The 22,695-nt window shown below is 65.1% G+C and carries 28 protein-coding genes and 1 other RNA gene; 15 read left to right on the top strand and 14 right to left on the bottom strand.

Annotated features, from left to right (window positions below):
- The first annotated feature begins 137 nt into the window (after nt 1-137).
- The 4 genes from IFS44_RS09805 (at nt 138) to IFS44_RS09790 (ending at nt 4,717) form a co-directional block, all read left to right on the top strand.
- Nucleotides 138-1,763, top strand: coding sequence for a putative bifunctional diguanylate cyclase/phosphodiesterase (locus IFS44_RS09805; protein ID WP_183935325.1), 1,626 nt, complete (start codon nt 138-140; stop codon nt 1,761-1,763).
- 116 nt (nt 1,764-1,879) lie between these two features.
- Entirely contained in the window at nt 1,880-3,127 is a 1,248-nt protein-coding gene (mtaB, locus tag IFS44_RS09800; protein ID WP_056405536.1) for a tRNA (N(6)-L-threonylcarbamoyladenosine(37)-C(2))-methylthiotransferase MtaB, read from the top strand.
- Nucleotides 3,124-4,059, top strand: coding sequence for a signal recognition particle-docking protein FtsY (gene ftsY / locus IFS44_RS09795; RefSeq protein WP_031396330.1), 936 nt, complete (start codon nt 3,124-3,126; stop codon nt 4,057-4,059). Before mtaB ends, ftsY begins: the two co-directional genes overlap by 4 nt.
- A 46-nt stretch (nt 4,060-4,105) precedes the next feature.
- Nucleotides 4,106-4,717, top strand: a complete 612-nt coding sequence (locus IFS44_RS09790) for a septation protein A (protein ID WP_269082969.1) — start codon at nt 4,106-4,108, stop codon at nt 4,715-4,717.
- Nucleotides 4,718-4,766: 49 nt separating this feature from the next.
- Here IFS44_RS09790 and IFS44_RS09785 read toward each other — a convergent pair whose 3' ends face one another.
- Nucleotides 4,767-5,381 carry a superoxide dismutase gene (locus tag IFS44_RS09785; RefSeq protein ID WP_031396332.1) on the bottom strand — a complete coding sequence of 205 codons (615 nt, stop codon included), beginning with the start codon at nt 5,379-5,381 and terminating at the stop codon, nt 4,767-4,769.
- A 104-nt stretch (nt 5,382-5,485) separates the two neighbouring features.
- Nucleotides 5,486-6,547 carry a phage shock protein operon transcriptional activator gene (gene pspF, locus IFS44_RS09780; protein ID WP_056680451.1) on the bottom strand — a complete coding sequence of 354 codons (1,062 nt, stop codon included), beginning with the start codon at nt 6,545-6,547 and terminating at the stop codon, nt 5,486-5,488.
- 174 nt (nt 6,548-6,721) lie between these two features.
- On the opposite strand from pspF, the gene IFS44_RS22625 reads away from it, so the two are divergent.
- From IFS44_RS22625 to IFS44_RS09740, 9 genes are all read left to right on the top strand, one after another.
- Nucleotides 6,722-6,856, top strand: a complete 135-nt coding sequence (locus IFS44_RS22625) for a hypothetical protein (protein ID WP_260171278.1) — start codon at nt 6,722-6,724, stop codon at nt 6,854-6,856.
- A gap of 40 nt (nt 6,857-6,896) precedes the next feature.
- Nucleotides 6,897-7,562 (top strand): phage shock protein PspA, encoded by a 666-nt coding sequence (pspA, locus tag IFS44_RS09775; RefSeq protein ID WP_031396334.1) that lies wholly within the window; start codon nt 6,897-6,899, stop codon nt 7,560-7,562.
- Between the two features lies 1 nt (nt 7,563).
- On the top strand, nt 7,564-7,872 hold the full coding sequence (gene pspB / locus IFS44_RS09770) for an envelope stress response membrane protein PspB (protein ID WP_037528521.1): 309 nt from the start codon (nt 7,564-7,566) through the stop codon (nt 7,870-7,872).
- A gap of 1 nt (nt 7,873) precedes the next feature.
- Nucleotides 7,874-8,257 carry an envelope stress response membrane protein PspC gene (gene pspC, locus IFS44_RS09765; RefSeq protein WP_031396336.1) on the top strand — a complete coding sequence of 128 codons (384 nt, stop codon included), beginning with the start codon at nt 7,874-7,876 and terminating at the stop codon, nt 8,255-8,257.
- Nucleotides 8,258-8,284: 27 nt separating this feature from the next.
- On the top strand, nt 8,285-8,587 hold the full coding sequence (locus IFS44_RS09760) for a hypothetical protein (protein ID WP_056680443.1): 303 nt from the start codon (nt 8,285-8,287) through the stop codon (nt 8,585-8,587).
- 11 nt (nt 8,588-8,598) lie between these two features.
- Nucleotides 8,599-8,868, top strand: coding sequence for a hypothetical protein (locus IFS44_RS09755; protein ID WP_031396338.1), 270 nt, complete (start codon nt 8,599-8,601; stop codon nt 8,866-8,868).
- Between the two features lie 21 nt (nt 8,869-8,889).
- On the top strand, nt 8,890-9,129 hold the full coding sequence (locus IFS44_RS09750; RefSeq protein ID WP_031396339.1) for a hypothetical protein: 240 nt from the start codon (nt 8,890-8,892) through the stop codon (nt 9,127-9,129).
- A gap of 12 nt (nt 9,130-9,141) precedes the next feature.
- Entirely contained in the window at nt 9,142-9,381 is a 240-nt protein-coding gene (locus tag IFS44_RS09745) for a hypothetical protein (protein WP_056680440.1), read from the top strand.
- A gap of 68 nt (nt 9,382-9,449) precedes the next feature.
- Complete coding sequence (locus IFS44_RS09740) at nt 9,450-9,857, top strand: SufE family protein (protein ID WP_081874150.1); 408 nt, start codon at nt 9,450-9,452, stop codon at nt 9,855-9,857.
- On the opposite strand, the gene IFS44_RS09735 is transcribed toward IFS44_RS09740, so the two are convergent.
- Nucleotides 9,854-10,216 carry a (2Fe-2S) ferredoxin domain-containing protein gene (locus tag IFS44_RS09735; RefSeq protein ID WP_342366399.1) on the bottom strand — a complete coding sequence of 121 codons (363 nt, stop codon included), beginning with the start codon at nt 10,214-10,216 and terminating at the stop codon, nt 9,854-9,856. The genes IFS44_RS09740 and IFS44_RS09735 overlap by 4 nt on opposite strands.
- Nucleotides 10,201-10,740 (bottom strand): J domain-containing protein, encoded by a 540-nt coding sequence (locus tag IFS44_RS09730; RefSeq protein WP_031439670.1) that lies wholly within the window; start codon nt 10,738-10,740, stop codon nt 10,201-10,203. Before IFS44_RS09730 ends, IFS44_RS09735 begins: the two co-directional genes overlap by 16 nt.
- Nucleotides 10,741-10,956: 216 nt before the next feature.
- Between IFS44_RS09730 and IFS44_RS09725 the strand changes: the two genes are divergently transcribed.
- Nucleotides 10,957-12,537 carry a SulP family inorganic anion transporter gene (locus tag IFS44_RS09725; protein WP_051916675.1) on the top strand — a complete coding sequence of 527 codons (1,581 nt, stop codon included), beginning with the start codon at nt 10,957-10,959 and terminating at the stop codon, nt 12,535-12,537.
- The gene (locus IFS44_RS09720; protein ID WP_159511118.1) at nt 12,534-13,172 is read left to right on the top strand and encodes a carbonic anhydrase; all 639 of its coding nucleotides are present in this window, start codon (nt 12,534-12,536) and stop codon (nt 13,170-13,172) included. The genes IFS44_RS09725 and IFS44_RS09720 overlap by 4 nt, the downstream gene beginning before the upstream one ends.
- A 102-nt stretch (nt 13,173-13,274) precedes the next feature.
- Here the strand turns inward: IFS44_RS09720 and IFS44_RS09715 are convergent, their stop codons facing one another.
- The 10 genes from IFS44_RS09715 to IFS44_RS09675 form a co-directional block, all read right to left on the bottom strand.
- A complete protein-coding gene (locus IFS44_RS09715; RefSeq protein ID WP_192098319.1) occupies nt 13,275-15,275 on the bottom strand; it encodes a hypothetical protein in 2,001 nt (666 codons plus the stop codon).
- Nucleotides 15,276-15,322: 47 nt separating this feature from the next.
- An RNA gene (gene rnpB / locus IFS44_RS09710) (RNase P RNA component class A) lies at nt 15,323-15,711 on the bottom strand.
- Nucleotides 15,712-15,722: 11 nt separating this feature from the next.
- Nucleotides 15,723-16,355 carry an N-acetylmuramoyl-L-alanine amidase gene (locus tag IFS44_RS09705; RefSeq protein WP_081874152.1) on the bottom strand — a complete coding sequence of 211 codons (633 nt, stop codon included), beginning with the start codon at nt 16,353-16,355 and terminating at the stop codon, nt 15,723-15,725.
- A 53-nt stretch (nt 16,356-16,408) separates the two neighbouring features.
- A complete protein-coding gene (locus IFS44_RS22220) occupies nt 16,409-16,726 on the bottom strand; it encodes a DMT family transporter (RefSeq protein ID WP_244650129.1) in 318 nt (105 codons plus the stop codon).
- The gene (locus IFS44_RS22215) at nt 16,723-17,310 is read right to left on the bottom strand and encodes an EamA family transporter (RefSeq protein ID WP_342366398.1); all 588 of its coding nucleotides are present in this window, start codon (nt 17,308-17,310) and stop codon (nt 16,723-16,725) included. The genes IFS44_RS22220 and IFS44_RS22215 overlap by 4 nt, the downstream gene beginning before the upstream one ends.
- Before the next feature lie 12 nt (nt 17,311-17,322).
- Nucleotides 17,323-18,201, bottom strand: a complete 879-nt coding sequence (locus IFS44_RS09695) for a CheR family methyltransferase (protein ID WP_244650128.1) — start codon at nt 18,199-18,201, stop codon at nt 17,323-17,325.
- 29 nt (nt 18,202-18,230) lie between these two features.
- Nucleotides 18,231-19,370 carry a chemotaxis-specific protein-glutamate methyltransferase CheB gene (gene cheB / locus IFS44_RS09690; RefSeq protein ID WP_342366397.1) on the bottom strand — a complete coding sequence of 380 codons (1,140 nt, stop codon included), beginning with the start codon at nt 19,368-19,370 and terminating at the stop codon, nt 18,231-18,233.
- Between the two features lie 17 nt (nt 19,371-19,387).
- On the bottom strand, nt 19,388-19,753 hold the full coding sequence (locus IFS44_RS09685) for a response regulator (protein WP_192098317.1): 366 nt from the start codon (nt 19,751-19,753) through the stop codon (nt 19,388-19,390).
- An 85-nt stretch (nt 19,754-19,838) separates the two neighbouring features.
- The gene (locus tag IFS44_RS09680; RefSeq protein ID WP_192098316.1) at nt 19,839-20,270 is read right to left on the bottom strand and encodes a chemotaxis protein CheW; all 432 of its coding nucleotides are present in this window, start codon (nt 20,268-20,270) and stop codon (nt 19,839-19,841) included.
- On the bottom strand, nt 20,270-22,624 hold the full coding sequence (locus IFS44_RS09675) for a chemotaxis protein CheA (protein WP_192098315.1): 2,355 nt from the start codon (nt 22,622-22,624) through the stop codon (nt 20,270-20,272). The genes IFS44_RS09680 and IFS44_RS09675 overlap by 1 nt, the downstream gene beginning before the upstream one ends.
- Nucleotides 22,625-22,695 lie beyond the last annotated feature (71 nt).

Here is a 22,695-nt window from a genome sequence, read left to right as displayed (position 1 = left end):
GTCCGTCGATGCGCTGCGACAGCGTCCAACGTCAAAGCCCCTCCCCGCCATATTGGACGGATCGACGCTCTTAACCGGTCCTACACTTATGCTATGTCATATGTGTGTCCGCCCCGACCTCACAGGCGATCCAGCCCATGACCGCACCGCCGGCGGCGACCCGTTCGCCCCGCACCATCAACCGGGAATTCGTCACCGGCGCCGTGACCGGGGCTGCAGCGTTGATGCTCGTCGGTACCGGCGGCGCCGTTCTGGTCGGCATCTTTGCCCGTCTGACGGGACGCAGTTCCGGTATCGACCAAGGCCTGGTTGTCGCCGTGCTGCTCAATGTCGCGCTGTTGCTGTTTGGCTGCCTGCGCTATCGCGCGCTCACTGCCGAGCTCAACGAGGCGACCGATGCGGGTCATCGTGCCCGCGTTCTGGCACAGCGCGATTCGCTGACCGGATTCCTCAATCGCCGCAGTCTGTCCGAAGATGGCGCGACCCTGTTCGGCAGCGCGAGACGCCGGGGCAAGGTGGTGGCGATGCTCACGATCGACGTCGACTTCTTCAAGAGCGTCAACGACATGCACGGCTATGCCGTCGGCGACCAAGTGCTCGTCCATGTCGCGGAGACGATCGCGGCCATCGCCCCCACATCAAGCCTTCTGGCACGCCTGGGCGCGGACGAGTTTGCCTGCGCCTTCGTCTTCGATCCGGCGCATCAAGGGGTGGCAGATCGGATCGCGGAGCGTCTCGTCACCGGCTTCGCGCGGCCCTTCCGTGCGAACGGCGTCGACATTCACGCCACCGTGTCGATCGGCGTCGCCCGCTCGGACGCAGACTGTGCCTCGATCGACGCGCTGCTGCGCAATGCGGACATCGCCCTCCACGCGGCCAAGACGGCGGGCCGCAATCGCCACGTCTGGTTCAACACCGCGATGGAGCAGTCGCTGCAGGTGCGTGGCGAGCTCGAGTCCGGACTTCGCCTAGCGGTCGCCGCGCAGGACATCATCCCCTATTTCGAACAACAGGTGGACCTCGCCACGGGGCTTACCACCGGGTTCGAGGTTCTGGCGCGCTGGGACCATCCAACACGCGGGATGATCCCCCCGGACGTCTTCATCCCGATCGCCGAGGAGATCGGCGTCATCGGCGACCTGTCGCTGTCGCTCATGCGCCAAGCCTGTACTGCGGCACGCGACTGGGATTCGGCGCTGACGCTGTCGATCAACATTTCCCCGGTCCAGCTGCGCGACGCATGGCTGGCGCAAAAGATCATCAAGACGCTGGTCGAGACGGGCTTTCCCGCCAGCCGGCTCGAGATCGAGGTCACCGAAAGCGCGCTGTTCGACAATCTGGCGCTTGCCCAGTCGATCGTCGGCAGCTTGAAGAATCAGGGCATCCGCCTGGCGCTCGACGATTTCGGCACCGGCTTTTCCAGCCTTGCGCATCTGCGCGCGCTGCCGTTCGACCGTATCAAGATCGACCACAGCTTCGTCGCGTCGATCCTCGACAATGCGGAGAGCATGGCGATCGTCAACACGATCGTCCGGCTTGGCGACAGCCTGAACCTGCCGGTCACCGCCGAGGGCATCGAGGACGCCGCGGTCGAGGAGCGGCTGCGCGCGCTCGGCTGCGCCAAGGGACAGGGCTATCTCTACGGCCGTCCCATGAACGCTGCGCAGTTGCGCCGGCTGCTCGCCGAACAGCGCCTGCTCGCACACCAGCCCGATGGCGACTTCCCGCCGGTCCGCGGCATTGCACCACGGCTCGCGGGCTGATCGCGAACCCGCTCCGGCCTGCACACGGACACACCGACTGCCGAGCCGCCATCCTGACTCCAGCCCGGCGCTGCAAGCCGTGGACTTTGCCCCCCGCCCCTCCTAGATCGCGCATCATGCCGTCTGCCCCGCTGCCAGAGGTCGTCAGCCTCGGCTGCCGTCTCAACATCGCCGAAAGCGAGACCATCCGCGCGCTCGTCGCCGGGCGGGACATGGTCGTGGTCAACAGCTGCGCCGTCACCAATGCGGCAGTGAAGGCGACGCGGGTTGCGATCCGCCGGGCCCGGCGCGATCGCCCGGATGCGCAGATCGTCGTCACCGGATGCGCAGCGCAGATCGACCCGGGTGCCTTCGCGGCGATGCCCGAGGTCGATCGCGTGATCGGCAATGCCGACAAGCTCTCCCCAGCCGCATGGGCCACGCTCGCACCGGTGGTCGTCAGCGACATCATGCAGGTTCGCGAAACCGCGCCGCATCTGGTTGCTAGCTTTTCGTCGCATGCCCGCGCCTTTGTCGAGGTCCAGAACGGCTGCGATCATCGCTGCACCTTCTGCGCGATCCCGTTCGGACGGGGGCCAAGCCGCTCGGTCCCCGCAGGCGCAGTCGTCGACCGGATTGCCGGGCTGGTCGATGCAGGACACCGCGAGATTGTTCTGACCGGCGTCGACCTGACCAGCTATGGCCCCGATCTTCCCGGCGCCCCCACGCTCGGCCAGCTTGTCGAGCGCATTCTGCACGCGGTGCCGCGGCTCGAGCGGCTCCGTCTGTCGTCGCTCGACGGCATCGAGATCGACGACAGGCTCTTCGCGCTGCTCACGACCGAGCCCCGCATCATGCCGCATGTCCACCTCTCGCTCCAGGCGGGCGACGACATGGTGTTGAAGCGGATGAAGCGACGTCATTCGCGCGCCCAGAGCGTGGCGCTCGTCCAGCGGCTCAAGACCGCCCGTCCCGACATCGCGATCGGCGCGGACCTGATCGCCGGGTTCCCGACCGAGGACGAGGCGATGTTCCAGAACACGCATGCGCTGATCGCTGACTGCGACATCGTTCATTCGCACATCTTCCCCTATTCACCGCGGGCCGGCACCCCCGCCGCCCGAATGCCGCAGGTCGAGCCCGAGATCCGCCGCCGACGCGCTGCGATCCTCCGCGAGACGGGCCAGGCCGTTCACGCGGCATGGTTGCAGACGCTGGTCGGGACGACGCAGCACCTGCTGGTCGAACGTCCGGGCGACTCCGGCCATGTCGGAAATTTCGCGGAAGTCCTGCTGGACGCGCCTGCGGCACCGGGCGACATCCTCCGAATCACGATCACCGGCGTTCTGGGCGAGCGCCTGAGCGCAACACGGGAATCCCTATGAGCACCACCCCAAGCTGGCACGACAAACTCATCGGCGGCTTCAAGCGTACCTCTGACCGGCTCGTCGGCAATCTCGCTGGCCTCAGCGGTGCGCGGCTCGACGATGCGACGCTCGACGAGATCGAGGAGGCGCTGATTGCATCGGACCTCGGTCCCGAAACCGCCGGCCGCATCCGCCATCGTCTTGCCGAGGGCAGTTTCGAGCGCAACATGGAAGAGCTCGGCATCCGCGTCATCGTCGCGGAAGAGGTCGAAAAGGTCCTCGCCAAGGTCGCCAAGCCGCTCGAGATCGACGCCTTCCCACGCCCGCAGGTTATCCTGGTGATTGGCGTCAACGGGTCGGGCAAGACCACCACCATCGCCAAGCTCGCGCATCTGCTGATGGAACAGGATTACGGCGTCATGCTGGCGGCAGGCGACACGTTCCGCGCCGCTGCGATCGGCCAGTTGCGCACCTGGGCCGAGCGCGTTGGCGTGCCGATCGTCACCGGACCGGAAGGCGGCGACGCAGCAGGCGTCGTCTGGGATGCGGTAAAGAAGGCGACCGAGACGGGGATCGACGTGCTGATCGTCGACACCGCGGGCCGCCTGCAGAACAAGCGTGAACTGATGGACGAGCTCGCCAAGATCCGTCGCGTGCTCGGCCGTATCAATCCCGAGAGCCCGCACGACATCGTCCTAGTTCTCGATGCGACGACCGGGCAGAATGCGCTCCAGCAGATTGAAGTCTTCAAGGAGGTGGCGGGCGTGACCGGCGTCGTGATGACCAAGCTCGACGGCACCGCCCGTGGCGGCGTGCTGGTCGCAGCGGCGGAGAAATACGGCCTGCCGATCCACGCGATCGGTATCGGCGAAGGCATGACGGACCTGCGCCCGTTCGACGCAAACGAGGTCAGCCGGATCATCGCGGGCGTCGAAAGCGTCCGAAAATAACACGCCGCCCCGCTCTCCGGTCTTACCGCAATTCCTGGATACAATAGTGACCAAGCCCCCCCTGTCCCCCGGCCTGCGCATGGCGATCGATTATGGTCCGCTCGCGATCTTTTTCGCGGTGAACTTCCTCACCCCCGGCGCACCGATCGCGCGCGTGGTCACCGCGACGACCGCGTTCATCGTCGCGACGATCGTTGCGATGATCGTCTCGAAGGTAAAGGCGGGACATATCTCGCCGATGCTGTGGATGTCGGGTGCCCTGATCGTCGTATTCGGTGGCCTGACGATCTATTTCCATGACCAGCGCTTTATCCAGATGAAGCCCACAATCATCTACGCGATGTTCGCCGCCATCCTGACCTTCGGGCTGGTGACCGGGCGCCCGCTGCTTCAGTCGCTGCTGGGCACCGCCTATCCAGGACTGACGGCCGAGGGCTGGCGCAAACTCACGCGCAACTGGATGGTGTTCTTCGTGTTCATGGCGGTGTTGAACGAAGTCGTCTGGCGGAACACCACGTGGGATTTCTGGGTCGGCTTCAAGCTCTGGGGCGCGATCCCGATGACGTTGATCTTCGCCTTTGCCAACATTCCGATGCTGCTCAAGCATGGATTGCAAACGGGCGACAAGGCCGTCACCGACCTGCCGCCCGAAGGGTAATTATAAACCGTCATCCCGGTAAAGCCGGGATGACGGTAACGGGATCGGCTCAGCCAGCGACCTTCGCGTAGCGCTCGCCGACGACATCCCAGTTCACGATATCCCACCACGCCTTCAGATAGCCCGGACGATCATTCTTGTACGTCAGGTAATAGGCGTGCTCCCAGACGTCGTTGCCGAGCAGCGGCGTACCGGGCTCCTTAGCATCGTCCATCAGCGGGTTGTCCTGATTCGGCGTGCTCGTGACCTTCAGCTTGCCGCTGTCATCGGCGATCAGCCACGCCCAGCCCGACCCGAACTGCCCTGCACCCTTGGTGTTGAACTCGTCCTTGAGCTTGTCGAGGCTACCGAAATCGCGATCGATCGCCTCGGCGAGCTTGCCCGACGGCGCCTGCCCCGTCTTGGCTGCCATCGTCTTCCAGAAGAAGTCGTGGTTCCAGAAACCGCCGCCATTGTTGCGCACCAGCGGCGGCTGCGACGAGATCATGCCGAGGATATCCTCGATCGACTTGCCCGCGAGCGCGGAGTCCTTCTCGACGCCCTCGTTCAGCTTGGCCGTGTACGCCGCGTGATGCTTGTCGTGATGAAACTTCATCGTTTCCTGATCGATCACGGGCTCGAGCGCGTCATAGGCGTAAGGCAGCGGGGGAAGTTCGAAAGCCATCAGGAGTCTCCTCAAAGACAATAGGTGAATGGGGTCGGACGTCAAACGCCCGCGGCCCCCAAATGGTCCCCGGACGGTCGTTACACAAGCGGACCGGACGTCGATCAGCCGCCGGCGTGCAACAGTTCGTGCCGCTTGAGGGCATGCCGCAGCTGATCATAGCTGAGGCCGAGCGCCTCGGCGGTGGCGCGCTGGTTGAAGCGATGCTCGGCCAGCGCGCGCGACAACAGGTCGCGCTCGAACCGGGACACGCGCGACTTGAAATCCGACGGCCCGTCCTCGCATGCGACAACCGGATCGTCGGCGTCATCGTCTGCCGCGTTACCAGTCCCGCCGGCAGACGGCGCCATCGCGGCCGGCGTCTGGACCAGCTTGCGGTCCGCGGCGCCCGGCCTGTGCGGCGACTGGAATGGATCGATCTCGATCGCATCGATCGGCCCCTCATGCTCCCAGCGATAGACCGCGCGTTCGACGACGTTGCGCAGCTCACGGACATTGCCCGGCCAGTCATAGTCCGCCAGCGCGGCGCGTGCCGAGGGTCCGAACCCCTCCCACCGCTCGCGCCCGAGCTCGGACGCCATCCGTCGACCGAAATGGTCCGCCAGCACCATCACGTCACCGGCGCGCGCACGCAGCGGCGGCAGCGTGACGACCTCGAATGACAACCGATCGAGCAGGTCGGCGCGAAATTCATGCCGCATCACCTTGTCGGGGAGATGCTCGTTCGTCGCAGCCACGATCCGGACGTCGACGCGCAGCGGCCGCGATGAGCCGATCCGGGTGATCTCGCCATATTCGACGGCGCGCAGCAATCGGTCCTGCGCCGCCATCGACAGCGTGCCCAGCTCGTCAAGGAACAGGGTGCCGCCATGTGCCTCCTCGAACCGCCCGACCCGGGCCTTGGTCGCGCCGGTGAACGCGCCGGCCTCATGTCCGAACAATTCGGCCTCGATCAGCGTCTCGGGCAGCGCAGCGCAGTTCATGATCACGAGTGGCTGGTCCCAACGCGGGCTCAACCGGTGGAGTCGCTCGGCGACCAGTTCCTTGCCCGTGCCGCGTTCCCCGATCACGAGCACCGGTCGGTCGAGCGCCGCCGCGCGCGACGCACGTTCGAGCGCTCCCATGAACGCGCCGGACTGGCCGATGACCTGCGTTGTTCTCTCCATTGCCAAAGTGTGGCGGAAATTCCCAACGCATAGCAAGGAACAATCTGCCCGCTCGACGCTCTGCCGGCACAACCGCATGATTTCCGGGCTTTTCTAAAACTGGCACGACTGATGCAATGCTTTGAACAACCCGCCCAAAGGCGGAACTTACCATCGCCTCAAAGGGGACACATCATGATCAAGACCGACATCGTCCGCACCGTCGCCACGCTCGCCTGCACCTTCGTCGTCAGCGCCACCTTCATTCTCGCGGCGGTGGCGCCCGCGCATCAGGCGCCCGCTACGCGACACACCGCAATCGTGGCATAAGGTTCGTCCGCCGCACGAAGACCCCTGGAGTAGAATTTACATGGGCATTTTTTCCCGCACCCGCGACATCGTCGCCGCCAACTTCGCCGACCTCATCGAGAAGGCGGAGGATCCGGCCAAGATGATCCGGATGATCATCCTGGAGATGGAGGAAACGCTGGTCGAGGTTCGTGCCTCCGCCGCGCGTACCATCGCGGACCAGAAGGAGATGCGCCGCCATATCGCCAAGCTAGAACAGCTCCAGGAAAACTGGACCGAGAAGGCCGAGCTTGCGCTGAGCAAGGACCGCGAAGATCTTGCCAAGGCAGCCTTGGTCGAGCGCCAGAAGGCATCCGACATGGCCGAGCAGCTCAAGGCGGAAGTCGGCGTCCTCGACGACGCGCTCAGCGCCTCCGAGGCGGACATCGCCAAGCTGCAGACCAAGCTGCGCGAGGCGCGGACCAAGCAGAATGCGGTGCAGACGCGGCTGGAAAGCGCGAACAACCGCACCCGGCTTCGCGAGATGTATAACGGCCCCAAGACGCACGAGGCTTTCAGCCGCTTCGACATTCTCGACCGCCGCGTCGACGAAGCCGAGGGTCGCGCCGACGCGATGGGGCTCGGTGTCGTCAAGACGCTAGAGGAGGAGATTGCCGAATTGCGCAGCAACGACAAGGTCGATGCCCAGCTCGCCGCGCTGAAGGCCCGCCTGAAGAAGGACGACTGAAATGGATTTCGAAGGACTCGTCGCCATTCTCGGCGCGCTCGTCGGGCTGCCCTGGTTGATCCTGCATTATGTCACCAAGTGGAAGACCGCACCCAAGATCACCGATGAGGACGAACGACTGCTCGACGAGATGCAGCTCCTCGCCCGCCGGCTCGAGGACCGGGTGCTGACAGTCGAGCGGATCATCGCCGCCGATAATCCCGACTGGAAGCCGGGGCTCGGCACCAGCCAGTCGTCCTACCTGTCCGATCGCCAGGCTGACCGCCCGATCGACACCCGCTTTGAACGCAACATGGATCGGAGGAACTGAAATGTCCGCCAGCCGCACTCAATTCTACCTCGACAAGCAGAATGCCAAATGGAAGGGCGTCTGCGCGGGGATCGCCGACTATACCGGGATCGATGTACTCATCGTCCGCGTCTCGGTCGTCCTGCTGACGCTGGCCGGGGGCTTTCCCTGGACGCTGATCGCCTATTGGCTGGTCGCGTGGATGGGACAGCCAAAGCCGTTCGGTCTGTACGAAACACCCGACGACGCGAAGTTCTGGCAGGGCGTCCGCTCGAACCCGAAGCGTTCAACCGCAGAGGTCCGCAGCAAGTTCCGCGATATCGACCGTCGTCTCGCAGACATCGAGACGCATTATACCAGCCGGAGCAGCAGCAGCCTCGCGGCAGAGATCGACAGCCTGCGCTGAGACGCGGCGTAGACGGGGAGAATGACGATGAATTGGGGTGGACCGGGTTTCGTCGTCGCGATCATCGCGATCACGACGATGGGATGGGTGATCAACAACTGGATCCGCGCAAAGCACGGCTATGCGCTGGAGGATGAGTGGAGCGGAAAGACGCACCGGGTCGACCCGAACGACGCCCGCAAGTTGGAACTGCTTTCCGGCGAAAACGAGCGCCTGACTGGCCAGGTCTCCCGTCTCGAAGAGCGAATCGCCGTTCTTGAGCGCATTGCCACCGATCCCGCGGAGCGTACCGCCCGCGAGATCGAGGCTCTCCGCCTCCAGCCAAGATAGAGGACGCCGCCATGATCAGCCCCCTGCTCATCCCCATTCTCGGCATATCCTGCGGCCTGCTCGCGATCTTCGGTGGCGTCTTCGTGAAGCCCTGGTTCGCCTATCGGCAGCGCCGGATGGAAATCGATGCCCAACTCGTCGCCGAAAAGTCCGCACAATATGCGGCACAGAATGAACGTCTCGAACAGCGTGTGAGGGTACTGGAACGGATCGTCACCGACCGCGGGATCGGCCTGGCGGACGAGATCGACCTGCTCCGGGACGAGCGCCCCCTAAACTAATCCGTATTCAGGAGCTGACCGATGAATCCCTTCACGATGGTCGTCTGTATCGTTTTGATCGTGGCGGTCTCCCGCGTGCTCCGGGCGCGGTACCATGCCCAAGGATCGCTTTCCGCCCCGGCCGACACCGCCGACACGCTGCGTCTGCGCGACGAGGTGCGCCAGATGAAGGAGCGCATCCAGGTGCTCGAACGCGTCATCACCGACAACCACAAGAGCGTCGATCTCGACCGAGAGATCGAGCGGCTCCGCGACCGCTAGGAGGAGGCGGACATGACCGAACCGAACGTCTATATCACGCTCGCGCTGACCGGCCTGGTGGCGCTCGCCATGATCGTCACCGCTGGACTCGCCGGCTGGCGCGGCTGGCTGTCGCTCAGGCGCCTGGAGCTCGACCAGGCGCACGACACGGGCCTGCCCGTTGCGGTGTCGACCGGTGCGCGCATCGAGATCGCCGACCTGAAGGAACGCATCAAGAAGCTGGAGGCGATCGCCGCCGGGGTCGACCTGTAGCGCGGCAATCGTGTCCTGCCGCACGCGCAGCGGTTGCGGGCGAGATGACGCGGGAGTACCGCGACGCCATGCCCAAGCTAGCCGATATCCATGAGGAATATGACTTCCTCGAACCCGACGACCGCTACCGCCTTCTGATCGACCTCGGACGCGATCTCGAACCCATGCCCGATGCGCTGAAGACCGATGCAACGCTGGTTCGCGGCTGCTCGGCATCGGTGTGGGTCTATCCGATGAAGACCGACGACGGCCGACTCCATTTCCTTGCGGATTCGAACGCTGCGATCACCAAGGGGATCATCGCGCTCGTCCTTCAAGCGGTGCAGGACCAGCCGCCGGCGGCGATCGTCGCGACCGACATCGGTGCGGAACTGGCGCCGTTCGATCTCGGCAAGCAACTCAGTTCGAACCGGACGCAGGGAATCCCGAACATGATCGCGTTGATCCGCGAGACCGCCGAACGCTACGCCAGCTAGGCGGCCTTGAGGCCGTCTTCCACCCGGGAAGGGGACGGCGGAGCGGCATCACCCCCGCGCAGCGTCGTTACGATCTCGCCAGCGTCGGCGCCGGCGGGGACCAGCATCCACCGATCGGGCCTGGCCGCATCAATCATCACGACCGCATTCTTGGGGCATACCCCGAGGCATTTGACCTCGACCACGCCGCGGTCGGCCTTGCGGCCTTTCTTCAACCCAAGCGCGGCGCGCAAAAGCTTGGCGAGCGGCGTGCGGCGCTTATCGCCGAACCCGCCCGCGAGCTTCTTCGAACATTTGCCGCAGACCAGCACGCTGCCCTGCCAGCGGCTCGCCAGCACGCGGATCACGCCGGCTTCCACGTCCGTGCATCCTCTGCGGCGCGCAAGACCTCGTAAGCGGCCTGGACACCCTGGAACCGCGTTGCTGCATCCTTGTCGCCCGGACGCACATCGGGGTGATTGGCCTTGGCCATTCGCCGCCACGCGGCACGGACATCCTCGAACGTCGCATCAGGTTCGAGTTGCAGCACTTCAAGCGCACGCATCTCGTCGCGCGACCGACTGCCGTCGCCCGATCCCGCCCAGGCATAATGCTTCGGATCCGCATAGCCATCCGCAGTGCGCGTCTCCGCCGCCTCGCGCTCGGCGGCTTCCTCAGCGCTCAGGCCTTCGAAATAATTCCAGCCGCGATTATACTCGCCCGCATGCGTCATGCAGAAATACCAGCGGTCCGGGCTGTTGGGCGATTTCGGCGCCGGGCAATTGCCGGGTTCGTTGCAGCCGTGCCGGTCGCACAATCGAACCGTCACCGCCTCGCTGCTCGAGCCATAGCCGCGCCACCGCGGAAATCCCCAATCGGGTGTACGTGTCGTGCTTCGCGCCATAGCCGTTCGAGATAGGCGTCCCCACCGACAACGCAACCGCGTACCGCACCGCCAAACGATCAAGCCACGCGGCCGCACCTGCGGCCGGGACCGACATTGCGCCTTGAGTCAGGAGGCGTTCATCGCCTAATGAACATGAATAAATTGTCATCTGGCATAGGGTAAAGCGTCTGCTCCGGGCGCATCCCGGCCGACGTTGCGGCGACAGGAGCCCTGGTGCAAACTCTCATTCCGAAGCTAAGCACGTGGCGGGCCGATCTTCCCGCGTCGATTGTGGTCGCCCTTGTCGCCCTGCCCCTGTGTCTGGGCGTTGCGCTAGCGTCAGGTGCGCCACTGTTCGCGGGTGTCATCGCCGGGATCGTCGGCGGCATCGCCGTCGGGCTCTTCTCAAAATCTCCCTTGTCGGTCAGCGGACCGGCTGCAGGCTTGACCGTGATCGTCCTCGCGGCGATCGAAAGCATGCCGAGCTACCAGATGTTCCTGATGGCCGTCGTGCTGGCGGGCGTGCTTCAGATCGGCTTTTCGCTGACGCGCGCGGGTATCCTCAGCGAATTCGTGCCCTCCTCGGTGATCACCGGGATGCTGGCCGCGATCGGCCTGATCCTTATCCTCAAGCAGATTCCGCACGCGGTCGGCTTCGACCGCGAGGCCGAGGGGATCTTCGAATTCTCCACCGCCAACGGCGTCAACACGTTCTCGCGAATTATCGACAGCCTGAGCGCGAGCGTGACCCCCGGTGCGATCCTGATTGCCGGGATCAGCCTGGCATTCCTGTTCTGGTGGGACGGCGCGAAACCGAAGAATGGCCCGCTCCGGTTTGTCCCCGGCCCGCTCGTCGTCGTCCTGATCGGCGTGCTCGGCAACGCGCTGCTGGGCGCGGTCAAGCCTGATTGGCAGCTCCAGGCGACACATCTCGTCCAGGTACCTGTCACGCAGAAGCTTTCCGAATTTCCCACGCTGTTCACGCTCCCGGACTTTTCCGGCATCAGCATGGGCATCGTCTGGACAACTGCGGTCACGCTCGCAATCGTCGCGAGCTTGGAGTCGCTGCTCAGCGTGAAAGCGGTCGACGAGATCGATCCGCGCCGTCGCTCCACCGACAAGAACTGGGAGTTGCTCGCGCAGGGCGGGGGTAACATCCTGTCGGGCATGATCGGCGGGCTTCCCGTCACGTCGGTGATCGTCCGATCGTCGGCCAATGTCGACGCCAAGGCGGAGAGCAAGCTTTCGACCATGCTCCACGGCTTCTGGCTGCTGATCAGCGTTGCACTGATCCCGTCGCTGCTGAACCTGATCCCGCTCTCCGCGCTTGCCGCGGTGCTGATCGCGACCGGTTACAAGCTGACCAAGCCGAAGCTGTTTCTGGAACGCTACAAGCAGGGCTGGACGCAGTTCATCCCCTTCGTCGTCACGGTCGGCGCGATCCTGTTCACCGATTTGCTCGAGGGCATCGTGATTGGCATCGTTGTCGGCTTCGTGTTCGTCATTGCGCGCAACTTCCGTACCGCGATCACCTTTGCCTGCGATGGCGATGACTGCCTCGTCCGTGCGCGCCGCAACCTGTATTTCATCCACAAATATGAATTGCAGAAGTCGCTGAACCGCGTGCCCGACAATACGCAGGTGCTGATCGACCTGTCGTCGACCAGTTATGTCGACCTCGACAATATCGACATCATCAACGCGTTCATCAAAGGCGCGGAATATCGCGGTATCACCGTCAGCCTGCGCGGCGATATCGCCGGCAAGCGTGCTGCGTTGATCAACGCGCCATCGAGCGAGGTTCTGTACACATGAGACGCTACAAACAGCTGCTGCTCGCCAACAAGGCCTGGGTCGCAGAGCATACCGACGAGAATCCCGACTTCTTCAGCCGCCAGACGGTCGGCCAGAAGCCGGAATTCTTGTGGATCGGCTGCTCGGACAGTCGCGTCAGTCCCGAACAGATGACGATGACTCAGCCGGGCGGGATGTTCATCCACCGCAACATCGCCAACCTCGTCAACGATCACGACCTGAACCTCATGTCGGTGCTGCAATATGCGGTCGACGTGCTGAAGGTGAAGCATGTCATCGTCTGCGGCCATCACGGTTGCGGCGGCATCATGGGTACGCTGCAAGGTGGCCTGGACGGTCCCGTTGACGAGTGGCTCGACACTGCGCGCGAAGTGCTGCGCGATCACCGCGACGAGATCGATGCGCAGCCTACCGAAGAGGCCAAGGTCAATCGCTTCGTCGAGGTCAACGTCCGCGACCAGCTCGTTCGCCTCGCGCGCACCAAGACGGTGCAGGATGCGTTCGCCAAGGGCCAGGAACTGGCATTGCACGGGTGGGTCTACGACATGCGTGACGGCCATATCAAACCGCTGATGGAGATCGCCGCCGACACGGTTCTCGACGAGATCGGCCGGCCGGAGAAGGTGCTGGTCTAGGCTTGAAGCAAAGTCAGCGTCCAACTTGCCGCCTAATGGATTGGTGGCAGGGTGTACGCGGATCCCGACCGACGTCGCATTGCGGCCCGAGCGCCGCAACGTTTAGCCCGGCAAGGTGAACCTGATACGATTCACCGTTGCGCCACAACCCAGCCCGCCGTCCGGACGATAGGTTTTCGCGAATTTCACCTTGGTGAGGAACTTCGTTCCAGCCTCGGAAAAGATGAACGGCGGATAGCTCAGCAATGCGCGCTGATTGATGACATGGCCATCGGCTGCGACGTCGAACTGGAGCTGGGTCCACCCCTCAAATCCCCAGCGCTGTGCCTCCATGGGAAATGCCTCCGAACCCGGCATGGCGATCATCTTCGGCGGGGCATCCATGATCGCGCACTGATTTGCCGTCAGCCCACTTGATGCGAATGTCGCGCGCGCCGCCTCGATCTGCCCATTGCTTTCCTCGATCGCGGCGATCCGAATCAAGGCACCCACCCGCAACGGATCGTTCGCCTGAAGTCCCTTGTCCTCCGCGACCTGCCGCAGGATCGCGAGCGACACGCCGTTCTTGTCCGACTTGCGGGATCGCGACACATTGCCGTCGACCATCATCAGCCGGATCGCGGCCCGAGCCTGCGGATCATTTGCGTAGACGGGGTCTGACAGCAGCGGCGATACCGCTCGCTGATAGACGCCTGGCTTCCAGATGTCGGTGACCGCATTGATACGCGCGGGCAGATCGAAAGCCAGGCGTGCGCTTGGTGGCGCATCATTTGCCGTCGCAATAGCCAAACCGCGCGCATGCAGAGCGGCGCGCTCTTCCTGTGCTACGGTCGGATTGCCGGTTACCCGGTAAAGCGCCGCCAACGTCTTCAATCCGTTCGGCGACTGGATCATTGCCGAGGCCAACTCCGCGCGCTGCGCACCCAAGGCCGCCGCCGCCGGCCCTGTCGGCGCGGGCGGAACCGCCACGCCTTTATCCGCCAGCCACTGCTCGAGAACCCCGCCCAGCCCGTCGCCGATGGACGGACGCTCGAACGCGGTCGAACACCGCATTTCGACCCGCACATTATAGCGGTAGAAGGCGGGGATCGCCTGCACGTCTGCCGCGGGCCATGACCAGCCCTTGACCGCGCGCGCAAATTCCAGCGCTACCTGGCCTCCGCCCGCCGCGTAGATTGGCCGTGCGCGCTCTATGGTGCCGTCGTCTGCAATGTTAAATTCGACCACGGCAACATCATTGGGCTTCAACCCCGCATCCCCGCCGCAATCGGGGGATCGCATCTCTGCTGCAGGGTCGAACGATCCCTTCTTCATCCGCCCGGCGCCGGTATAGGCCATATAGCGCCGCGCTTCGTCGGCATTGCCACCAAGCAGAAAAGCGATCGCGGCATCGGACCGCGCCGCCGCGTCCATCGGGTCGATCTTGGCCGTTTCCATACCACCAAGAAGCTTCACCGCTTGCAACGAACTGGCACGCGCACCGGCGATATCGCCTGTATTCAGCTTCTGGATGGTCCGTTCTCTGACGAACCGGGCGGCGGTTCTATTGTCGAGCTTCGAATTGGCGATCAACGTATCGCTCCGCGCCAGCGTTGCCGCCGCGGCCGCCGGATCGACAAACGTCTGTACCGCAACCAGTGACAGTATCGCCCCCAGCTTGTCGGCGCTGCTGATCGCGGCAGCCTCGGCCTGCTGAAGCGCGGTGACCGCGCCGGCATAGTCGAGCGTGTCGGTGGCAACCTGGCCGAGGATGAGAAAGGCGCGCGTGCGATCTTCCGCAAGGCTCGCATCGCCTGCCGGAAGCAACGCCAGGCCAGCCCGCGCGGCCCTTACCGACTCATCGGAGCGTTTCAGTGAGAACAGTACGGGTGCCTTGCGCACCAGGACGATGCCGCGATTGCGCGATCCTGCCTTGGTTCGCGCTTCGAGCCTTTCCCACGCGGCAAGCGCTGCGGCACGATCGGGTGCCGCATCAAGCGCGGCCGCCGCCTCGAAGTCCTGCTGGACCGTCGTCGATGCCACCGTTTGTGCGACGCCCGGCACCGTTCCGCAGATCATCGCCAGCACGCCCGCATGCAAAGCCGCGGCCCCATTGATACGCATTACGTCCCCCCTAAGAATTCGGGACAGTCTGCAATGCTTCAACAATGGATGCCAGAGGGTCTGTAAGCCGGGTTCTGTCCATTTCCGACCCTTCGGTCGAAAGTTGGGCGACCATTCCTCTAGGACGACGGTTGCCCGCCGCCTCAAGCAATCAACCCGGGTGACGAGCCGGAACGAAGCCCATGTGCCACCCCTATTCGATCTTGCTCCCGGTGGGGTTTGCCGTGCCGCCCCTGTTACCAGGCGCGCGGTGCGCTCTTACCGCACCCTTTCACTCTGACCGCCCCGGCTTGCGCCGAGGGTTGGCCGTCTGCTCTCTGTGGCACTGTCCCTGGGGTCACCCCCGCCGGGCGTTACCCGGCACCGTCGTTCCGCGGAGCCCGGACTTTCCTCGCGGATGCCATTACAACACCCCCGCGGCCGCCCGACCCTCTGGCGCGCCGATCCCTAGTCGTCACCCATCGGTTTGGGAAGCAGCAAAGCGAGCAGGATGCACCGGCATTCCGCATCGATCTCGCCGTCTACAAGCTCGGGGCGAAACCGGCGCTGGAACGCCATGATCGCCGCCATCCGGTTCTCCACGTCATAGCCGAACCGTTCGAGCGCAAGGCAGAACCCGCCCTCCGTCCAGCCGGGATCCATCAGATTCTTGGTCGGCCGCGGCAGCGCAAGCCGGCGTCGCGCCAGTTCGTGCCACGGGAACAACTCGCCCGGATCGCGCTTGCGCGTCGGCGCGATGTCGGAATGACCGACAATGTTACCCCGCGTGATCTCGTGGCGGTCCTTGATCTGCGCCACCAACGGCAGCAGCGCGGCGATCTGTTCGGGCGGGAACGGGCGATAGCCGAACTCATGCCCAGGATTAACGATCTCGATGCCGATGCTTGCCGAATTGACGTCCTCGATCCCGCGCCAGTGTGACCGTCCCGCGTGCCAGGCGCGCTTGTCCTCGGCGACCATCCGCAGGACGGTCCCGTCCTCCTCGATCAAATAATGCGCCGACACCTTCGCGTCTGGATCGCGCAGGCGGGCAATCGCGGACGGGCCGTCCTGCATGCCGGTATAGTGCAATACGATCATGCTGACAGGCAGCGTTCGGTCGTCGAAATTCGGTGACGGCGTCTCGATGATCGTCAAGCCAGCTTCCCCTCCAGCCGGTCCGCGCGTGCGGTCCGGATCGTGACGATCGCGACGCCGAGCATCGCAACGCCTCCGCCTGCAAGCATCAATAGCGTCAACGGGTTGCCGAAGTAATAGGCCGCGGCGAACACAGAGATAATTGGTGCGGCGAGCGTCATCGGCGTGACAACGCTAACCGAATGACGCTGCAACAGCCACGACATCGAGCCCTGGCCGATCACCGTCGATCCGATCGCGGAAAACGCCACCCAGCCGACCGTGCGGAGCGGCAGGTCAGGGATCGCGCGCATCGCTACGGGCTCGGTGATCATGGCACGCCGACGAGCCGCCGCTGGATCAGCGAGGTGATCGCCCAGATCAGGCTTGCCAGCGCGGTCAGCGCAAGACCGGCGCCCTCGCGCGCTGCCGACGGATCGAAGACCAGCAGCACCACTCCCAGGATCGACAGGCCTATCCCCAGCATCCGGGGCCAGTGGATCCGTTCGCGAAAAACGACGATCGCGAGCAGCAGCGCGAACGGGACGCCAAGCTGGCCGGCGATCGCCAAGGCGCCGATATTCGTCGCGACCGACAGCGACAGATTGATCACCAGATAGAAGATGCCGCCCGACAACAGTCCGAGCAGTGCCAGCGTCGCGGTCCGTCCCGGCACCAGCCGGAACCAGCTCGCGCAGACTGCGAACACGATGACCTGACGCAGGAACCCGGCCGTCATCGGCGCGATCTCCGTCACCGCCATCTTCACGGCGATGATGTTGAGCCCCCACAGCACGTTCATCACGACGACGATCGCAAAGTCGCGCAGGCCGAACCGATGCGTCGCTGGAGGTGCGGCCTGGATCGTCATCCCCCAACGCTTGCCGGGATCGGGCCGCGATGTAAACCGCAGCGGCACTCTATCTCGGGATCACGGCGCGGACAAGCGAAGCCGCAGATCGCCAGTGGTTGACGACGGCGTTTCGTAGAAGCCGCGATAGCGCTGGCTGGGTTCGAACAACGGGGTCTGCCCGCTCACCGTCTCCCCCGCGCCCATGACGAACAGGCCGCCGGGCCGCAACGCCCGTGCGATCGTCGAGAACACCCGCAATTTCGTCTCCGCCGTCAGGTACAACAGGACATTGCGGCACAGGACCAGGTCGAAACGTCCTGCGGGCGCCGCATCGGACACGAGATTCACGCGCCGGAACGTGACAAGCTTTACCAGCTCTGGCTTGGCGACCCAGTCCGCGCCGACACCGTCGAACCACCGCATCATCCGACGGATCGGCAACCCACGCTGAATTTCGAACTGCGTGAAACGCCCCGACCGTGCGCGGGCGATTGCGGCGCCCGACACGTCGGTCGCGATGATGTCCGGAACCGGCGCACCGGTCGTCTCGTGCCGCTCGGCGAACAACATCGCCAGTGACAGCGGCTCCTGCCCGGTCGAACATCCCGCGCACCAGATCCGGATACGATGACCGGCTGCCTCGGCATCCGCGATCGCCGCAACGAGGTGCTCGAAGACCTGCGCGTCGCGGTAGAAGGACGTTTCCTGGTTTAGTAGCGCATCGACGATATGCTCGCCGATCTCCCGATCCTTTCCGGCCAGCAACTGCGCAACCAGCTCGTCAAGGCTGCCGAGCTGGCGTTCACGCAACAGCGGCTTGAGCGCTGTATCGAGGCGCCAGGAGCGATAGGCCGCGATCTGCTGCCCCGTCCGCGCTTCCAGCAGCGCGGTCAGCACGTCGATCGTCGCCTGGGAGGCCGCCGGGGCCGGTGAGGATGACGGGGCCGTGGTCGGCATGCTCCGCCCGCGCAACGCTGACGCGCCCATCATGGACGACGCTGCGACGCGATGAGCCGCCCGATCGCCTCGGGGGGCAGTATCGCCGCAGCAACACCCGACGACACGACTGCGCCCGGCATGCCCCAGACGACCGACGTCGTCTGATCCTGAGCCACCACGCTGCCGCCGGCGTCATGGACCTGTCGCGCCCCCTCCGCACCGTCGCGGCCCATGCCGCTCAGCATGATAGCCAGCGCGCGCGCGCCAAAGACTTGGGCGACCGATCCCAGCATCGGATCGACCGAGGGCAGGCAACCGCTGCTGACGACGCCCTGCCTGAGGCGGATCGCGGCACCGCCGTCGCTCAGCCGCACGCAGGTCATGTGGGCGTCGCCGGGGGCGATGAACAGGCGGCCGGGGCGGATCCGCAGGCGGTCGGTCGCGACGTCGCACGGCCGGCCGGACAGGACCGTGAGTTGTGCCGCGAAATACGGCATGAACGACGCGGGCAAATGTTGCGTGATCAGGATCGGCAGCTGGAACGTGGCGGGCAACTCACGCAGCAACTGGCTCAGCGCGTGGATCCCGCCGGTCGATGCACCGATCGCGACGATGTCATAGGCGTCGCCGGCCGCGACGGAACGGCCCTGATCCGCAGCACCCCGGCCGCACAGCGGCTCAAGCGCGGCCGTGACGTTGCGCGCGCTTCTCAGTCCCGACGCGCGGGTAGGCACGATCGCGGCCGGGGCTTCGCACAGGCGTTCGAGCTTTTCGACAAGTGCGGTTGCAAAGCGGCCAGACATGCCGCTGGCGCCCGGCTTCACCAACGTTTCCGCCGCCCCGAGCGCGAGCGCCTGGACCGCGGCCGCACCGCCCTCATCGGCTGAGGAGGAGACGATCAGGATCTTGGCACCCTGTCCCGCGGCAATCAGGTCCGGCAGCGCGGTCAGCCCATCGACCCCCGGCATTTCGATATCGAGCAGGATGAAATCGACCTCGGCAGAGCGCAGGAACTTGAGTGCGGCTCCCGCATTGGCGACCGCACCGACGACGGTAAACTGCGCGCTCGCGTCGATCAGCCGTGCCATCACCGCGCGGGCGACGACCGAATCATCGACGATCAGGACGCGCGCGGCGGCGGACGAAGGCGACCGCGGCAGCGGTGGAAGGGGCAGCGAGGCGGCCACGGTGTCGTAAGACCCACTCAGGCCATGCCGACGATTTGCAACTTCGATGCGAGGGTTTCGCGGTCGAACGGCTTCATGACATATTCGTCGGCGCCCGCCTCGATCGCGGCGCGGATATACGCCATGCCGTTCTCGGTCGTGCAGAAGACGACCTTGGGACGCTGCGTGATATCGCTGTCGCGCAACGCCCGCAGGAAATCCATGCCGCTCATGACGGGCATGTTCCAGTCGAGGAGGATGACGTCCGGAACCGACTCCAGACAGCACTGGAGCGCCTCCTGGCCGTCACATGCCTCGCGAACGGTAAAATTAAGCGTTTCGAGGATGTGACGCGCGACCTTGCGGATCACCTTCGAATCATCAACGACAAGACAGGTCTTCATGGAAAGCCTTCCGGGGTGATCATGGCGCCCGCCTTAGCCGGCAAAGCGTAAGCACCGGGTTAAGCGCGCGCGAGTTGGCCGCCGTTTAGGCGACGAGCGCGGGCAAGGACGACGGCACCACCGCGGCCAAGTCGAGCACCAGCATCGGCTCGCCATCGCGATCGACCAGCCCCGACGCCGCCGCCGCCCAGCCGTGGTTGAGCGCCAGCCCCGACGACAGCGGCAGCCGCTCGAACGGTGCGACATCCTCGAGCGAGTCGACAAGGATCGCATAGTCATGCCCGTCGACCTGCGTGATGACCGCCCGCCTAGCGGTGTCGGGCGTCGGCGCGAGCCCCAGTGCAGTGCCGGTATCGATCACCGTCACAACCCGGCTGCGAAGCGCGGTCAGCCCGCGGATCGCCGCCTCCGCCTGCGGCACCGCGACGACATCGCCGATATCGACGACCGACCCGACCTGCTCTGCCGGAATCGCGACGCCGCGCCCGGCGATATGCGCGATCAGAAACAATTCCATCAGCGCGCTCCCCCACTCGGCACGGCGCGAATATACGGTGCTGAATCCCCTTGGTGCGCGCCGGCCTGCGCCGCGACCCGCCGCGCGAGTTCCTCGATCAGGGCCGGACGGTCATAGCGATAGATGCTGTGGTCCTGCGCACCCGAGCCCTCCCGATTGCGGCGCAGCGTGACGATCGGGGCGGCGACCGCCTCGACCGGTCCATCCTCCATCGCTAGCGCGACCGCAGGCGTCTCGCCCGCGGCGAGGCGTGTCACACACCGATAGCCCGACGCCTCGAGCGCGGGTTTGAGGAACGTCTCCATCCACCCGCTGCTGTCGCTCTGCAACAGGCAGACCGGGCGCGAGGCGCGCCGGACCGGCTCGCCCGCGAACAACGCGTGCGGATCGATCAGCTCGACCTGCTCACCGCCGATGATCACGACGCCCGCGATCGGCCCGCCGCCATGAGCCGGGGCCATTTCGGGCGGCAATTCGACGATCTCGATCGCCTCCGCGATCGCATAGGCCATCTCGCTATCGCCATCGGTCAGACGGAGTACCGCGACTTCTTCGCGGTCGCCAATCGTGCCGACCGAATGCAACGGCACGATCGCCCCGCCGATCGCGAGACGCAACGCGCCCGCCGTAAAGCTGATCGCCGACGTCGCCACCGGTTCGACCCGGTCGATCACCGCCAGCGCGATCACGCGGCGCTTGCCGTCCAGATCGTCGAACAGCAGCGCCTGTACGCCGGCAACGCTGTCCGCCGCCGCCTCGTCGTGCGCGACGGCGAGGGCGGAAAACCGCAGCCCCGCGACATGCGCGATCCCCGCTCCGTCGAGCAGCAGCATCGGCAGGCCGCTGTCGGGCAGCGTCTGGCCGGCGTAGACGCCGGTCGCCATCACGTGCGGCGAGGCAGGTTTGACGACCAGTTCCTCCGCGTCGAGCACATCGTCGACGCCGAGCGCATAATCGCCTTCGCGGGTCGACACGATCACGAGCGTGCCAGGGTCATGGTCGCCCAGCCCGAACAGCGCGGCCAGCGAGACCAGCGGCATCCGCCGTCCCCTGACCGCGACGGCAGATGCATCTCCGATCGTGTCGATCCGCACCTGCGTTCCACGGACCCTGACGATCTCCTCGATCGACTGCCGTGCCAGCGCGAAACGCTGCGTCCCCACGCTGACGATGATCGTCGACAGGATCGACAGCGTCAGCGGCACGTGAATGACGATCCGCAGACCCCGGCCGGGCATGTTGCACAGCGCGATGCGTCCGCCGATATGCTCAATGTTGGCGCGCACGACATCCATGCCGACGCCGCGTCCCGAGACTGTCGTGACCGTGTCGCGGCTCGACAGCCCCGCTTCGAATACGAGATCGAGCTTTGCGTCCTCATCCATCGCGCCGATCTGCGCTTCGGTACGCACGGCCTGGTCCTTGGCCTTGCTGACGATCCGCGCGACGTCGATGCCACGTCCGTCGTCGCTGATCTCGATGAGGATCTGGTTGCCCGACTGGCGTGCGGACACGACGAGTCGCCCCGTCGCGGGCTTGCCCGCGGCCAGACGGTCGGCCGGCGACTCGATCCCGTGATCGACGGCGTTGCGGATGATATGTGCTAGCGGATCGCGGATCAGCTCGATCAGCTCGCGGTCGAGCTCGACGTCAGAGCCCTCGATAACCAGGTTGACCGCCTTGCCCAGTTCCGCGCTGGTATCGCGGACCATGCGCGGCAGCGCCGAGAACAGCGCGTCGATCTTTTGCATCCGGGTCCGCGTCACTGTGTCGCGCATGTCGGCGACGGTCAGCGAGAGCCGTTCGAGCGCAGCTTCGACATGCGGATCGCTGACGTTATCTCGCAATCGCCGCGCCAGTTCGTTGCGCGCGAGCACCATGTCGGACATGCCGCTCATCATTCGGTCGAGCAGATCGACGTTCAGACGGACACTGCGGCTGCTGGCCCGCACGGTTGCGACATGCACGGGCACGGCCGCCGGTGTGGCGTCCTCCGCCAGCGCCGTGATCAGCAGCTCCTCGCTTGCATCATCCAGCGCCGCGCCGGCATCGATCGCCTCGACGATCTCGCCGATCCGGTCGACGATCGCGAGCACGGCATTCACCAGCGCGGTGTCGGGCACCCGCTTGTTGTCGCGAACCGCCGCAAGCACGTCCTCAGCGGCGTGGCTCAGCCGGGCCAGCCGGGGGATGTCGAGAAACCCACAGCTGCCCTTCACCGTGTGAACGAAGCGGAAGATCGCGTCTAGCCGCGCGCGATCCGTCGGCGCCGCCTCCCAGGCGACAATCTCGCCCGACAGTGCCTCCAGCGTCTCGCGCGTCTCGGCTATGAATTCCTGTAGAAGATCGTCCATGCGGGCCCCGGAACGCGTGCGTCGGGCCCGTCATGACGAACAGGGGTTAAGGCCGCGTTAGGATCGCTCCT

The sequence above is a fragment of the Sphingomonas sp. CFBP 13706 genome, assembly GCF_014842355.1.
GTDB lineage: Bacteria > Pseudomonadota > Alphaproteobacteria > Sphingomonadales > Sphingomonadaceae > Sphingomonas > Sphingomonas aerolata.
This window is presented reverse-complemented; position numbering and strand designations above follow the sequence as displayed.

Bases quoted from the DNA above. Each gene is read 5' to 3' on its own strand.
- IFS44_RS09745 (WP_056680440.1), top strand. From the start codon at position 9,142: ATGACCGAACCGAACGTCTATATCACGCTCGCGCTGACCGGCCTGGTG.
- IFS44_RS09675 (WP_192098315.1), bottom strand. From the start codon at position 22,624: ATGGACGATCTTCTACAGGAATTCATAGCCGAGACGCGCGAGACGCTG.
- mtaB (WP_056405536.1), top strand. From the start codon at position 1,880: ATGCCGTCTGCCCCGCTGCCAGAGGTCGTCAGCCTCGGCTGCCGTCTC.
- IFS44_RS22220 (WP_244650129.1), bottom strand. From the start codon at position 16,726: ATGATCACCGAGCCCGTAGCGATGCGCGCGATCCCTGACCTGCCGCTC.
- IFS44_RS09760 (WP_056680443.1), top strand. From the start codon at position 8,285: ATGAATTGGGGTGGACCGGGTTTCGTCGTCGCGATCATCGCGATCACG.
- pspB (WP_037528521.1), top strand. From the start codon at position 7,564: ATGGATTTCGAAGGACTCGTCGCCATTCTCGGCGCGCTCGTCGGGCTG.
- IFS44_RS09715 (WP_192098319.1), bottom strand. From the start codon at position 15,275: ATGCGTATCAATGGGGCCGCGGCTTTGCATGCGGGCGTGCTGGCGATG.
- IFS44_RS22625 (WP_260171278.1), top strand. From the start codon at position 6,722: ATGATCAAGACCGACATCGTCCGCACCGTCGCCACGCTCGCCTGCACC.
- IFS44_RS09705 (WP_081874152.1), bottom strand. From the start codon at position 16,355: ATGATCGTATTGCACTATACCGGCATGCAGGACGGCCCGTCCGCGATT.
- IFS44_RS09695 (WP_244650128.1), bottom strand. From the start codon at position 18,201: ATGCCGACCACGGCCCCGTCATCCTCACCGGCCCCGGCGGCCTCCCAG.
- IFS44_RS09785 (WP_031396332.1), bottom strand. From the start codon at position 5,381: ATGGCTTTCGAACTTCCCCCGCTGCCTTACGCCTATGACGCGCTCGAG.
- pspC (WP_031396336.1), top strand. From the start codon at position 7,874: ATGTCCGCCAGCCGCACTCAATTCTACCTCGACAAGCAGAATGCCAAA.
- IFS44_RS09720 (WP_159511118.1), top strand. From the start codon at position 12,534: ATGAGACGCTACAAACAGCTGCTGCTCGCCAACAAGGCCTGGGTCGCA.
- pspF (WP_056680451.1), bottom strand. From the start codon at position 6,547: ATGGAGAGAACAACGCAGGTCATCGGCCAGTCCGGCGCGTTCATGGGA.
- ftsY (WP_031396330.1), top strand. From the start codon at position 3,124: ATGAGCACCACCCCAAGCTGGCACGACAAACTCATCGGCGGCTTCAAG.
- IFS44_RS09680 (WP_192098316.1), bottom strand. From the start codon at position 20,270: ATGGAATTGTTTCTGATCGCGCATATCGCCGGGCGCGGCGTCGCGATT.
- IFS44_RS09755 (WP_031396338.1), top strand. From the start codon at position 8,599: ATGATCAGCCCCCTGCTCATCCCCATTCTCGGCATATCCTGCGGCCTG.
- IFS44_RS09730 (WP_031439670.1), bottom strand. From the start codon at position 10,740: ATGGCGCGAAGCACGACACGTACACCCGATTGGGGATTTCCGCGGTGG.
- IFS44_RS09805 (WP_183935325.1), top strand. From the start codon at position 138: ATGACCGCACCGCCGGCGGCGACCCGTTCGCCCCGCACCATCAACCGG.
- IFS44_RS09685 (WP_192098317.1), bottom strand. From the start codon at position 19,753: ATGAAGACCTGTCTTGTCGTTGATGATTCGAAGGTGATCCGCAAGGTC.
- IFS44_RS09740 (WP_081874150.1), top strand. From the start codon at position 9,450: ATGCCCAAGCTAGCCGATATCCATGAGGAATATGACTTCCTCGAACCC.
- IFS44_RS09750 (WP_031396339.1), top strand. From the start codon at position 8,890: ATGAATCCCTTCACGATGGTCGTCTGTATCGTTTTGATCGTGGCGGTC.
- pspA (WP_031396334.1), top strand. From the start codon at position 6,897: ATGGGCATTTTTTCCCGCACCCGCGACATCGTCGCCGCCAACTTCGCC.